General features: G+C 39.8%; 8 protein-coding genes and 6 pseudogenes. 3 read left to right on the top strand and 11 right to left on the bottom strand.

Features of this window, described 5'->3' with window-relative positions; translation table 11 throughout:
* Window positions 1-93 precede the first annotated feature (93 nt).
* Window positions 94-1104 (top strand): type I glyceraldehyde-3-phosphate dehydrogenase, encoded by a 1011-nt coding sequence (gene gap / locus ACGEDC_RS18925; protein WP_055023940.1) that lies wholly within the window; start codon window positions 94-96, stop codon window positions 1102-1104.
* 67 nt (window positions 1105-1171) lie between these two features.
* Here gap and nadA read toward each other — a convergent pair whose 3' ends face one another.
* The 6 genes and pseudogenes from nadA to astE form a co-directional block, all read right to left on the bottom strand.
* Window positions 1172-2239 (bottom strand): quinolinate synthase NadA, encoded by a 1068-nt coding sequence (gene nadA / locus ACGEDC_RS18920; protein WP_055023941.1) that lies wholly within the window; start codon window positions 2237-2239, stop codon window positions 1172-1174.
* Window positions 2240-2345: 106 nt separating this feature from the next.
* Window positions 2346-3071, bottom strand: a pseudogene (locus tag ACGEDC_RS18915) (2-oxo acid dehydrogenase subunit E2); the annotation flags it as partial.
* Between the two features lie 83 nt (window positions 3072-3154).
* Window positions 3155-3943 (bottom strand): annotated as a pseudogene (locus tag ACGEDC_RS18910) (biotin/lipoyl-containing protein); the annotation flags it as partial.
* A gap of 9 nt (window positions 3944-3952) precedes the next feature.
* A pseudogene (locus ACGEDC_RS18905) lies at window positions 3953-4929 on the bottom strand (alpha-ketoacid dehydrogenase subunit beta).
* A gap of 2 nt (window positions 4930-4931) precedes the next feature.
* Window positions 4932-6110: a thiamine pyrophosphate-dependent dehydrogenase E1 component subunit alpha gene (locus ACGEDC_RS18900; RefSeq protein WP_055023944.1), complete on the bottom strand. Its 1179-nt coding sequence runs from the start codon at window positions 6108-6110 to the stop codon at window positions 4932-4934.
* 150 nt (window positions 6111-6260) lie between these two features.
* Window positions 6261-7291 (bottom strand): annotated as a pseudogene (gene astE, locus ACGEDC_RS18895) (succinylglutamate desuccinylase).
* A 171-nt stretch (window positions 7292-7462) separates the two neighbouring features.
* Between astE and msrA the strand changes: the two are divergent.
* Both msrA and trxB read left to right on the top strand, forming a co-directional pair.
* Window positions 7463-7942, top strand: coding sequence for a peptide-methionine (S)-S-oxide reductase MsrA (gene msrA, locus ACGEDC_RS18890; protein WP_394495088.1), 480 nt, complete (start codon window positions 7463-7465; stop codon window positions 7940-7942).
* Between the two features lie 169 nt (window positions 7943-8111).
* Window positions 8112-9064 (top strand): annotated as a pseudogene (trxB, locus tag ACGEDC_RS18885) (thioredoxin-disulfide reductase).
* Between the two features lie 29 nt (window positions 9065-9093).
* Here trxB and ACGEDC_RS18880 read toward each other — a convergent pair.
* From ACGEDC_RS18880 to thrS, 5 genes and pseudogenes are all read right to left on the bottom strand, one after another.
* The gene (locus ACGEDC_RS18880) at window positions 9094-9555 is read right to left on the bottom strand and encodes a GNAT family N-acetyltransferase (RefSeq protein ID WP_394498404.1); all 462 of its coding nucleotides are present in this window, start codon (window positions 9553-9555) and stop codon (window positions 9094-9096) included.
* A 216-nt stretch (window positions 9556-9771) separates the two neighbouring features.
* Window positions 9772-10131, bottom strand: a complete 360-nt coding sequence (rplT, locus tag ACGEDC_RS18875) for a 50S ribosomal protein L20 (RefSeq protein ID WP_012325107.1) — start codon at window positions 10129-10131, stop codon at window positions 9772-9774.
* Window positions 10132-10149: 18 nt separating this feature from the next.
* Complete coding sequence (rpmI, locus tag ACGEDC_RS18870) at window positions 10150-10344, bottom strand: 50S ribosomal protein L35 (RefSeq protein ID WP_055023949.1); 195 nt, start codon at window positions 10342-10344, stop codon at window positions 10150-10152.
* 88 nt (window positions 10345-10432) lie between these two features.
* Window positions 10433-10974, bottom strand: a pseudogene (infC, locus tag ACGEDC_RS18865) (translation initiation factor IF-3).
* 3 nt (window positions 10975-10977) lie between these two features.
* Window positions 10978-12906: a threonine--tRNA ligase gene (gene thrS / locus ACGEDC_RS18860; RefSeq protein ID WP_055023951.1), complete on the bottom strand. Its 1929-nt coding sequence runs from the start codon at window positions 12904-12906 to the stop codon at window positions 10978-10980.
* Window positions 12907-13068 lie beyond the last annotated feature (162 nt).

Raw genomic sequence — 13068 nt, 5'->3', positions numbered from 1 at the left:
TTGGGCTTTTTTACTTGACGAAATGCTCTAATTTGGTAATTTTACTACCATACGATTTACGTAACAGATTTATAATCACTTGAGGGATATGCGATGACTATCCGTGTTGCAATTAACGGCTATGGCCGTATCGGTAGAAATGTTTTACGTGCGCTTTATGAAAGCGAAAAGGATTATCCAATCGAAATCGTTGCTTTAAACGATTTGGGTGATGCTTCAATTAATGCTCACCTTACTAAATACGACTCAGTTCATGGCCGTTTCAATGCTAAAGTTGATCACGATGACGAAGCTATTTATGTCAACGGCGACAAAATCTTAACTTTCCAAGAACGTGACCCTTCTAAATTACCATGGGCAGAATTAAACGTTGATGTTGTTTATGAATGTACAGGTATTTTCACATCTAAAGACGCTGTTAAACCTCATTTAGATGCGGGTGCTAAAAAGGTCATCATTTCTGCACCAGGTAAACAAGTGGACGCTACCGTTGTTTATGGTGTTAATAATGAAGTATTAACTTCAGATATGACAGTTATCTCAAACGCTTCTTGTACAACAAACTGTCTAGCACCTTTTGCTAAGCCATTAAACGATTCTATCGGTATTGAGTCTGGTTTAATGACGACTATTCATGCATACACAAACGATCAACGTTTATCAGATGTTTATCACACTGACTTACGTCGTGCTCGTGCCGCTGCAATGTCGATGATCCCAACTCAAACTGGTGCGGCAGCCGCTGTTGGACTTGTTGTTCCTGAACTACAAGGTAAATTTGACGGTTTAGCCGTTCGTGTACCTACAGTAAACGTGTCATTAGTTGATCTAACGTTTGTTGCAGGTAGAGATACTAGCGTGGAAGAGATTAACGAGATCATCACTAAAGCTGCTCAAGTTGCACCATTGAGTGAAGTGCTTGCTGTCAATGAAGAACCATTAGTCTCTATTGACTTCAATCACAACCCTTACTCATCTAACTTCGATGCAACACAAACTCGTGTTAATGGTCGTTTAGTTAAAGTAATGGCTTGGTACGATAACGAATGGGGTTTCAGTAACCGCATGCTAGATAATACTGTCGCATTAATGAATGCTAAGTAATGATAGATAATAAAAAGCCCTGTTAATACAGGGCTTTTTTGTATCTGAAATAAATTAAAGTGAAATACTAAGCATTGCCTTTAACTTTCATATTCAAGGTTTTTGCAAAATCCAACATTCTATTTAATGGAATAAGCGCTTCATCACGCAGCGCGTCATCAACAAACACTTCATGCTGTGTTTTATCTTCAGCACTTAACGAAGCTTCAATTGCTTGTAAACCATTCATTGCCATCCAAGGACAATGAGCACAACTTTTACAAGTCGCTCCATTACCACCAGTCGGTGCTTCAATTAATGTTTTACCAGGCGCAGCTTGCTGCATTTTGTAGAAAATGCCGCGATCTGTAGCAACAATGAACTCTTGATTAGCCATTGTTTGCGCAGCTTTAATTAACTGGCTAGTTGACCCAACAGCATCTGCAAGAGCAACCACATTTGCTGGTGATTCAGGGTGGACAAGAATTGCTGCGTTGGGATGTTGAATCTTTAGTTCTCTTAACGCTTTTGCTTTAAATTCATCATGGACAATACAATCACCCTGCCACATTAACATGTCAGCGCCGGTTTCTTTGGCAATATAACTACCTAAGTGACGGTCTGGCCCCCAGATAATTTTTTTACCTTCGGCGTCTAAATGTTCAACAATTTCTAAGGCAATACTTGATGTCACGACCCAGTCAGCTCTTGCTTTTACTGCTGCAGATGTATTAGCGTAAACCACAACAGTATGATCAGGGTGTGCGTCACAGAACTCAGAAAATTTATCGATTGGACAGCCGATATCTAGCGAACATGTTGCTTCTAAAGTCGGCATCAAAACTGTTTTTTCAGGGCTTAAGATTTTAGACGTTTCACCCATAAACTTAACGCCAGCTACGATGAGTTTCTTTGCAGGATGATCACGACCAAAACGAGCCATTTCAAGAGAATCAGATACACAACCTCCTGTTTCTTCTGCCAGAGCTTGTATTTCAGGATCGGTATAATAGTGTGCAACTAAAACAGCATCTTGTTCGATTAATAACTGTTTAATTCTTGCTTTGTAATCTGCTTTTTCAGCGTCTGACAACACAGCAGGTTTAGCAGGAAAAGGATATTCAATAGAGTCAATATTCGGTGCCGAGGTGATCATTATGGTTCCGAGAAGTTACAACGTCCGAGGATTATACAAAAACACTTAACAAAATTAAAGGACGCATTAGCGTCCTTTAATTTGATTATGCTGAAAACAATGATGACTACTTCATCGCTAATAGCATTTCTTGTGGTTGCTCAAGATATTGTTTCCACAAATTACAAAAACGAGCAATGGTGCCACCATCAATAACACGATGATCGCCAGACCAACTCACTTGCATAATCTTACGTGCTTCAACTTCACCTTTAGCATTAAATCGAGGCAATACCTGTAGTTTACCTAAAGCAACAATTGCGACTTCTGGTTTATTGATAATTGGCGTGGCAACTGTGCCACCTAAAGCGCCAATATTAGAAATTGAAATCGTGCCACCTTTCAAATCCGCTGGGCTGACTCGTCCACTTCTAGCGGCGTTAGTTAGTCGCGTAATTTCTGCGGCAACATCAAGAATAGATTTATCTTGTACGTCTTTGACATTTGGTACGAGCAAACCCACTTTTGAATCAACGGCCATACCAATATTATGACTTGCCTTGTATGTTAACTCGCTACAATCTGAATTAACTTGGCTGTTCATCACTGGGAATGATTTGATTGCTAAAGACATTGCCTTCATAAAGAAAGGCATCATGGTTAGTTTTACTTCATCTGATGAATAACGTTCTTTCATCTCTGTACGAAGTGTAACTAATTCTGTTAAATCAAACTCTTCACAATAAGTAAAGTGAGGAATAGTTGAAACTGACTCAACCATCATCTTAGCCATAACCGCTTTTACGCCTTTAATTGGCTCTACTGTATCTGCAGCTTGTTTGACAATAGACTGTGAAACCGTGTCGTTAACAGGTGATAGTGTCGGAGTCGTAACAGGTTGAGTCTGTGCATTCGATGAACTGCCATTGGCAAAGTTTTCTACATCTTCTTTATATACTCGACCATTCTTACCACTGCCGGGTACATTAGCAATGTTGATATCTAACGTTCTCGCTAAGCGACGAACGGCAGGACTTGCTAATGCTTTTCCTTGTGGTACTGAAGTAGTCGTTGAAGCCGGTGTTGTCGTTGCTGTTTCTACTTGCGTAGATTCCACTACTGAACTAGTTGATTCAACTTCAATAGCAAATAAAGGTTCATGGACTTTAGCAAGTTGACCCTTTCGATAATGCAGCTTAACAATTTTACCATTTTTAATTGCTGGTATTTGTACTAGCGCTTTATCAGTCATGACATCGGCGATGGGTTGATCTTCAACGACTTGATCCCCTCTTCTACAAGCCACTCAACTAATTCACATTCAACAATACCTTCACCGATATCCGGTAAAAGGAATTCTTCAACAGCTTTACCAGATACGGTTACTGAATCAGTCGTTGAGCTAATTTCTACATTCAGCTGTTCAGTCGATACTTGATCATCGTTAATCTGTGATGAACTGTGTTTTGTTTGCTCGGCTGACGTAGCTTCAATATCAACGGCGTATAAAGGCTCATGTACTTTAGCGATTTCACCTTTTGCATAGTATAACTTAGTCACAACGCCACCATGTGGTGCTGGAATTTGTACTAATGCTTTATCTGTCATAACGTCAGCGATAGGTTGATCTTCAACGATAACATCGCCTTCTTTGACCATCCAATCTACTAACTCACATTCAACTACACCTTCGCCAATGTCAGGCAAAATAAAATCTTTAATCATATCTTGCTCCTAAAAATTGACTGAAGCTTTAATAGCTTCATAAGTTTTTAGCTCATCAGGCATGTATTCTTTTTCAAGAATCAAAGGATATGGTGTATCAAGACCACAAACACGGCTGATTGGCGACTCTAGGTGTAAAAAACATTCTTGTTGGATTTGCGCAGCAATCTCACCAGCAAATCCACCTGTTAAAGGTGCTTCGTGGTTAATCAGAAGTCTTCCTGTTTTCTTAACCGATGCAGCTACGGTATCAACATCCCATGGAGACAAAGTACGTAAATCGACAATTTCACAAGAAATACCGTCTTTTTCTGCCATTTTGGCCGCTTTTTCTAAAATTTCCATCTGAGCGCCCCAACCTAATAAGGTTATATCGCTACCTACTTTAACGACTTCAGCTTTACCGAGTTCGATAACAAAATCACCAGCAGGTACTTCGCCAACAGATGCACGATACAAACGTTTAGGTTCAAAAAGATAACAGGGTTAGGATCGCGAATTGATGCTAACAATAACCCTTTAGCTTGTTCTGGGTTACGGGGTACTACAACCTTTAATCCTGGAGTTTGTGTGAAGTAAGCCTCAGGAGATTGTGAATGATAATGACCACCTGCAATACCACCACCGTAAGGTGTTCTAAAGGTTAAACCACCGACATTAAACTGATTGCCACTGCGGTATCTGAATTTGGCAGTTTCATTTACGATTTGATCAAAGGCTGGAAAAATGTAATCAGCAAATTGAATTTCAGCAACTGCAGTCATGCCGTTGGAGGCTAGACCATTGGCAAAACCTGCAATGCCTTGTTCTGTTAACGGTGTATTGAAACAACGTTCACGACCAAATTTTTCTTGTAAACCAGAAGTTGCACGGAAAACACCACCAAAATGGCCAACATCTTCGCCAAATACTACCATGCGCTCATCATCAGTCATTGCGATTGATAACGCATCGTTGATGGCGTGTAACATATTCATTTCAGCCACGATTAAATTCTCCCTGCACTTTTTGGATATGACTTTGGATATTTCTTAATATGTTGTTTTAGCTCTGCCAATTGCTTTTCAAGGGCTGGCGTTGGCTTATCCAATACATCTGTAATCAATGAGTCAAGGTGCGGTAATGGCACTTTCTCTGCGACTTTTACTGCGTTTAACACTTCTTCTCGGTAATGTTCATACTGAGCAGCGTCATCTTTTTCGTTTAGCCAATCTTTATTGATCATCCAAAGCTTAAAGCGTTTTACGGGATCATGTTGTTCCCACTTGGCTTCTTCTTCTTTAGAGCGATAACCTGAAGGATCATCCGATGATGAATGCGCACCAAGACGATATGTCATCGCTTCAATCAACACTGGTGCATTATGTTCAAGTGCATAAGCTCTAGCTTGTTGTGTTGCAGCTAATACTGCAAGCATGTCATTACCATCAACTCTAATAGTGTGCATTCCATAACCAACACCACGACTCGCAATACCATTACCGGCAAATTGCTCTTCAGTTGGAGTTGAAATGGCGTAACCATTGTTACGGCAGAAAAAGATAGTCGGAGACTTAAGTACTGCGGCCATATTTAAGCCAGCATGAAAATCACCTTCTGAAGCTGCGCCTTCACCAAAATAGCAAATTGCTACGTTACGTTTACCTTGTAACTTGAATGCATGAGCAACACCAGTTGCTTGAGGTATTTGCGTCGCTAGAGGTGAAGAAATGGTTTGATAATTAAGTTCATTACTGCCGTAATGAATAGGCATTTGACGCCCTTTGCCTAAATCTTTCTCATTACTGAACATTTGATTCATGAATTGCTCTGTGGTGAAACCACGATAGCGTAAAGAAGCATGCTCACGGTACTGGGCAAGTATTACGTCGCCATCATCAAGCGCAGCTGTACTACCAATAATTGAGGCTTCTTCACCAGTACAGGTCATGTAAAAACTAATCCGACCTTGACGCTGCGCACTTAACATACGTTCGTCTAAAACACGGGTAAATACACAAGTGTCGTAAATACGTTCAGCTAGTGCTTGATCAATGACAGGCATCACCGCATTTTCATATGTGGTACCGTCTGCTTGCAGAATTTTTAAAATAGGAATGTGCAATGACGCTTTGTCTAAGAAGCTGACACGATGCACTGTTTCATTATTCAGCGGTGCGTTGCTCATATTATGCTCTTGTTATCTGAGGCCTTATAAAATAAAGCTTAATTTATTATATGCGAAAGCACATTACGTTAACGTAAACTTACTATCAACTAATGTGCTTTCTTGTTGGTAAATAACCTTGCAAAAAATTTGTATATCTAACTTTACAAGTTATTGAATATCTTCATTGGGCGCTGGTACTAAACATAATACCGTGCGTTGCCCAACAGGTACATTTTCATTTGGAAAAACGATAGCTTCGTAGGGCTCTATAACCTTTATCTGTTGATTATTTTCAATTGCTAAAGTCTGGCCTTGCTCAAACCCAGTAAAGTTTTCAGTCGTCTTAGAAAATGAAAAAGCAAAATCATCAAAATGCTTATTGATTGAACGTGATACTTTATACAAGTTGAGTTTATTGCTATCGAATGCGGCTAATTCTGGTTCTATTTGAGTAATTAGCGCCGCTAACATTTTGTGGGTATTTGCAAATTTATGCATATCATTTTCACCAAATGGCATAACTTTACCTAGCTCAACGGTAAACGCATCAGCTTTAAATTGCTCTGATGAAAAATAACTAAATGTTGTTGTGGGTTCGTGATGAAACAAAATCGTATCTACATCGCAGCCTGCTAAAAACATTATTTGTTTTGCACTGAATGCTCTGCCTGGTCTGTAGGGATATATCGCAAACTTTTCATGCTTTGAAGGCTTGATAGCAGTGTGCAAATCGTAATGAATACGCTGCGAGTTATCATTGTCATTGAAAAATCACTGACGTATTGTTCAAGCGCTTTTGCTCTCACTCGTTCTTTATTTATCAGCCCTTCCCCATCTGAATGAGCACCTGAAAACAAACGGTTCATGTTCTCTTCAACAAAGCGTGTTTGAGTCAATATAGAATCAGGGTTACCAATAATGAATAAAACACGATGCAGCGTTTCTATTTTACAGGTAAGTAAATCACTGATGAGTTTGTTACATATTTCTATAGGCGCGGTTTCATTACCATGAATGGCACATGATAAAACCACATCCTTTGTAGAGCCAGATGCGGGGCTAAAGCTGATTACACCATTATCTAAGATTGTGACTGTTGTTTGATTTGATAATGTGAATGCTTGGCTTTTTAAAGGCTTATCAATATTGGCCAAAGTAAAAGCGAGAAAGTCATGATCGTCCATTAATTGCTGAAACACAAAGACTCCTTGAAAGACGTTTAAACGAATAGGTTTCATAATCGTGTTGATTCTAACACATTCAATGGACGCTAACGTTAAGTGTCATTTAACAAAATGTAAATCTTTGCTTGCATTCCTGCTGTGAACAAATATACTTTTAGCCATCTAGACTTCTTTACGGGTATAACTATGACATTAGCAACATTTGGTGCAGGCTGTTTTTGGGGCGTCGAATACTTCTTTAAACAAGTAGAAGGTGTTTTAGATGCCAAATGCGGTTATATGGGCGGGAATGATCAATACCAAACTTATGCTGAAGTTAAAGCCGGCAACACTGGCCATGCCGAAGTAGTTCAAGTTGAATTTGACGAAACAATCGTCTCGTACGAAACCTTAGTCGCTGTTTTTTGGCAAAATCACAATCCGACGACCTTGAATCAACAAGGTGAAGATATTGGCACACAGTATAGAAGCACTATCTTTTTCCATGATGATCAACAAAAAGAAATAGCTCAGTCAGCAAAACAACAATTAATCGCCAGTGGCAAATGGGGCAACCGTCAAATTGTTACAGAAATTGTACCATTAAAGCGGTTCCACATTGCTGAAGAATACCACCAAAATTACCTAGAAAAGAATGACTTGCCGAGCTGTCATATTTCGTTTTAACAAGTAAGCACTGAAAATAAGTATAAAAAGACACCACTTTGGTGTCTTTTGTGTACATAGTCGATTAAAGCAATCTATAAGTTAGACCGAACTGCGCTTTACCCGCCCCGTTAAATTCCCTACAATCCATTCAAATTGCTTAGGCATATGAATACGGAGATATACAACAATGAGTCAAGCACGTCATATTAACCTACTGATATTAGGTTCTGGCCCTGCTGGTTACACGGCTGCAGTTTATGCTGCACGCGCAAATTTAAAACCAGTTATGATCACTGGTATGCAACAAGGTGGACAGCTTACGACAACGACCGAAGTTGAAAACTGGCCTGGTGACGCGAATGATCTTACTGGCCCTGCATTAATGGAAAGAATGCAGCAGCATGCTGAAAAGTTTGATACAGAGATTATCTTTGACCATATTAACGAAGTTGATTTCAGTGAGCGCCCATTTAAATTAAAAGGTGACAACGGTGAATTCACTTGTGATGCCTTAATTATCGCAACAGGTGCGTCAGCTAAATATCTAGGTTTGCCTTCTGAAGAGGCATTCATGGGACGTGGTGTTTCTGCTTGTGCAACGTGTGACGGATTCTTTTATCGAAATCAAAAAGTGGCCGTTGTAGGTGGTGGTAATACTGCCGTTGAAGAAGCACTATATTTAAGTAATATCGCATCAGAAGTTCATTTGATTCATCGTAGAGATAGTTTCCGCTCTGAAAAATCTTAATCAACCGATTAATGGATAAAGTAGCGAGTGGCAACATTATTCTACATTTAGATCAAACTCTCGATGAAGTTGTTGGCGATAATATGGGTGTTACGGGTCTAAAGATGAAGAGTACTAAAGATGGTGCGATTTCAGATTTAGACGTTGCGGGTGTATTTATTGCTATTGGTCATAGTCCAAATACCGGTATTTTTGATGGTCAATTAACCATGAATCATGGTTATATTACTGTAAATAGTGGACTACAAGGAAATGCTACCCAAACGAGTATTGAAGGTATTTATGCTTGTGGTGACGTTATGGATCAACATTATCGTCAAGCTATTACATCTGCCGGTTCTGGTTGTATGGCAGCGTTAGATGCTGAACGTTTCTTAGACGCTCAAAAATAAATTGCTATTTTTAGAATAAAGCCAACTATTTAGTTGGCTTTTTTTGTGTCTTTTGAATATAAGACAACGTCTACATCACCTTCCACATCAAGGTGCGACAGTTTTTCAATATATTTCATACCCAGTTTTTTCATTATATTAATTGAAGCTAGGTTTTCTTCATCTGCAATGGCAGAAAAGTGCTTTATGTTTTGCTGAGTTGCAAGCAAATGCTCCATCACAGCTTTTGCACTTTCAGTCGCTATTCCTCTTCCCCATGTTGATTGTTTAAAACGCCAGCCAATTTCTAAATCAGAATATGAAGGAGACAGAGTGAAGAAATGCATAGGTCGAATGAGTATCCAACCAAGAAAAGAACTAGGATGCTCTTTAAGAGATACTTTCCAAAGTCCCCAACCTCGTTCTGGGTTGATGTATTTAGCTAACCTCGGAATATAAATGTCTTCTATTTCTTGCGCTGAAGTGACTTTACCACCGTTTATGTATTGCATCACAGCAGGATCTTGATTCTAACTCAAACAACAAGTCGCCATCGTTGAGTGTCATTAAACTAATTTGCAATCGTTCAGTGTGTAACTGTTCCATGTAAGTACACCTATTCTCTAAAGTATTAACACAACATTTTATTCGGTGTTTTTACTATCCTATAAGAATTTTGGGCATAAAAAAAGGAACCCGAAGGCTCCTTCTTTAAGCATAATAGCTAATTACTTAGCTAAAGCTTCTTTTGCTTTTTCAACTAAAGTAGTGAAAACTACTTTGTCGAATACAGCGATGTCAGCCAAAATCTTACGATCGATTTCGATTGATGCTTTTTTAAGGCCATTAATGAAACGGCTATAAGAAAGACCATTTTGACGAGAAGCCGCATTGATACGTGCAATCCAAAGTTGACGGAATTGACGTTTCTTCTGACGACGGTCACGGTAAGCATATTGACCAGCTTTAGTTACTGCTTGAACAGCAACGCGGTAAGTACGTGAGCGAGCTCCGTAATAACCTTTGGCTAATTTAAGTACTTTCTTGTGACGAGCACGAGCGGTTACACCACGCTTAACTCTAGGCATTGTTCATATCTCCTTTAATTAAGCGTATGGTAGTTGACGTGCGATTGCTGGCACATCAGACTTTGCAACTAAACATTTAGCACGTAAGTGACGTTTACGCTTAGTGCTCTTCTTTGTCAAAATATGACGTAAGTGTGCTTGTTTACGCTTGAAACCATTAGCGGTTTTTCTGAAGCGCTTTTGAACACCCTTATCTGTTTTCATTTTAGGCATTGCTAAAACTCCGCATTGGGACATTAATAAAACGTAAGGCGAGCAAAACCCTCAAAAGGACTTTGCTACTTTTTAGTGGGTTGCCCTACTATTTCTTTTTAGGTGCGAGGACCATAACTGCTTGTCGACCTTCCATTTTAGGGAAAGATTCAACTACAGCATATGTTTCCAAATCACCTTTGATACGGTTCAAAAGATCCATACCTAGGCTTTGGTGTGCCATTTCGCGACCACGGAAACGCAGCGTAATTTCGCTTTGTCCCCATCTTCAAGAAAACGAATCAGGTTGCGTAGTTTTACCTGATAGTCGTTTTCATCAGTGCCAGGACGGAATTTTATTTCCTTCAGCTGGACCTGTTTCTGCTTCTTCTTTTGTTCCTTTTGCGCTTTCGCTTTATCAAATAGGAACTTACCGTAGTCCATTATGCGACAGACAGGTGGCTCAGCATTCGGGCTGATTTCAACTAGGTCTACACCTGCTTCGTCAGCTAATTCCTGTGCCTGTGAAATACTAACGATTCCAACTGCCTCACCATTGATATCCGATAAACGAACTTCTGGTACGCCAGTGATTTCATCGTTAATACGATTAGGGGCTGGCTGTCGCCCTGCTGCTCTCTTGATCTTTATGACCTATTCCTCCAACAATAATAGACTACGGCTAGAAATTTGTTCTTGTATCTTGGCAGCGAAATCATTGATTTTCATCTTACCTAGATCGATACCGTCACGTGTTCTAACCGCAACTTCCTTATTTTCCATTTCTTGATCGCCTACGACCAATAAATAAGGTACACGCTTAAGCGTATGTTCACGTATTTTAAAGCCTATTTTCTCATTCCTCAAGTCTTTAGATGCACGAATGCCACTTTCTTTGAAAGTTTTAACAATTTCGTCAACATAATCAGACTGTTTATCAGTAATATTCATAACAATTACTTGCACAGGTGCAAGCCATGTTGGGAATTTACCTGCATATTCTTCAATAAGAATACCTAAGAAACGTTCAAGAGACCCTAAAATAGCTCTATGGATCATAACTGGTGTCTGGCGAGTGTTATCTTCAGCAACGTAAGTTGCACCAAGACGCGCTGGTAATGCGTAATCTAATTGCACAGTACCACACTGCCAAGCACGGTCTAAACAGTCATGTAATGTAAATTCGATTTTCGGGCCGTAAAATGCACCCTCACCAGGTAACACTTCAAATTCAATGTTATTTGCATCTAAAGCTTGCTTAAGTGCCTCTTCTGCTCTATCCCACATATCATCATCACCGATACGCTTTTCAGGGCGTGTCGATAATTTAACAACGATATTGTTGAAGCCAAAGCTGCCATAAGTATCGTAAACCATTTGGATACATTCACTTACCTGCTCCTGAACTTGTTCATCAGTACAGAAAACATGCGCATCATCTTGGGTAAAGCCACGTACGCGCATTAAGCCGTGAAGTGAACCAGATGGTTCATTACGATGACAACAACCAAATTCAGCCATTTTCAATGGTAAGTCGCGGTAAGATTTTAGTCCTTGATTAAAGATTTGAACGTGGCCAGGACAGTTCATTGGTTTAATCGCATACTCACGATTTTCACTGTTAGTGGTAAACATCGCGTCAGCATATTTGTCCCAGTGGCCTGAACGTTCCCATAAGTTACGATCCATCATCAACGGACCTTTAACTTCTTGGTAAGTATATTGGCCTAGCTTTTGACGAATAAACTTCTCAAGCTCTAGATATAAACTCCAACCGTCGTTATGCCAGAACACCATACCTGGTGCTTCTTCTTGCATATGGTATAGATCAAGTTGCTTACCAATTTTACGGTGATCACGTTTTGCCGCTTCTTCAAGACGGTTCAAATGCACTTTTAATGCTTTTTTGTCTGCCCAAGCTGTACCATAAACACGCTGCAACATCTTGTTATCAGAGTTACCGCGCCAGTATGCACCTGCAACACTCATTAGTTTAAAGTGATGACAGAATTTCATGTTTGGCACATGCGGACCACGACACATGTCAGTATATTCTTCATGGTGATATAAAGCAGGTGTTGAATCCTTGCTAATATTTTCATCAAGAATTGCAATTTTGTATTCTTCGCCACGTGACTCAAAAGTGTCACGAGCTTCTTGCCAAGAAACAACTTTCTTAACAACACTATAATTTGTTTTTGCTAATGCCAACATACGCTTTTCAAGCGCATCAATATCTTCTTGCGTTAGCTTGTGGTCTAAATCGATGTCGTAGTAAAAACCGTTATCGATAACAGGACCAATCGCCATTTTGGTTTCAGGCCACATTTGCTTAATAGCATGCCCTAATAAATGCGCACAAGAATGGCGAAGGATTTCAACACCTTCTTCGTCTTTAGCCGTAATGATAGACAATTCTGAGTCTGTCGTGATCAAGTCACAAGCGTCTACTAGCTCGCCATTAACGCGGCCAGCGATGCAAGCTTTAGCTAAACCAGGACCAATGTCGGCTGCGACATCTAATGTTGATACAGAATCTGCAAACTCGCGTTTGCTGCCATCAGGCAATGTAATAATAGGCATTGTATTTCCTTATCCAGTGGTGACCCACACGTAGGGCCACTTGGTAATAATAAATAAAAAGAAATGCCACCAAACTACAGACATTACAGGAGCCTGAGTTAATAGCGGCATGAGTTTGCATTCTAATTGAAAAGCCCTTTTGCAATCAAGTAATGCGGAGTA

The organism is Shewanella sp. ENK2 (genome assembly GCF_043568515.1).
Taxonomy (GTDB): Bacteria; Pseudomonadota; Gammaproteobacteria; order Enterobacterales; family Shewanellaceae; genus Shewanella; species Shewanella japonica.
The sequence above is the reverse complement of the archived record's forward strand: the minus strand, read 5'-3'. Positions and strand labels throughout refer to the sequence as shown.

Coding starts and splice junctions, on each gene's coding strand:
- gap (WP_055023940.1), top strand. CDS start 94: ATGACTATCCGTGTTGCAATTAACGGCTATGGCCGTATCGGTAGAAAT.
- nadA (WP_055023941.1), bottom strand. CDS start 2,239: ATGATCACCTCGGCACCGAATATTGACTCTATTGAATATCCTTTTCCT.
- ACGEDC_RS18900 (WP_055023944.1), bottom strand. CDS start 6,110: ATGAGCAACGCACCGCTGAATAATGAAACAGTGCATCGTGTCAGCTTC.
- msrA (WP_394495088.1), top strand. CDS start 7,463: ATGACATTAGCAACATTTGGTGCAGGCTGTTTTTGGGGCGTCGAATAC.
- ACGEDC_RS18880 (WP_394498404.1), bottom strand. CDS start 9,555: ATGCAATACATAAACGGTGGTAAAGTCACTTCAGCGCAAGAAATAGAA.
- rplT (WP_012325107.1), bottom strand. CDS start 10,131: ATGCCTAGAGTTAAGCGTGGTGTAACCGCTCGTGCTCGTCACAAGAAA.
- rpmI (WP_055023949.1), bottom strand. CDS start 10,344: ATGCCTAAAATGAAAACAGATAAGGGTGTTCAAAAGCGCTTCAGAAAA.
- thrS (WP_055023951.1), bottom strand. CDS start 12,906: ATGCCTATTATTACATTGCCTGATGGCAGCAAACGCGAGTTTGCAGAT.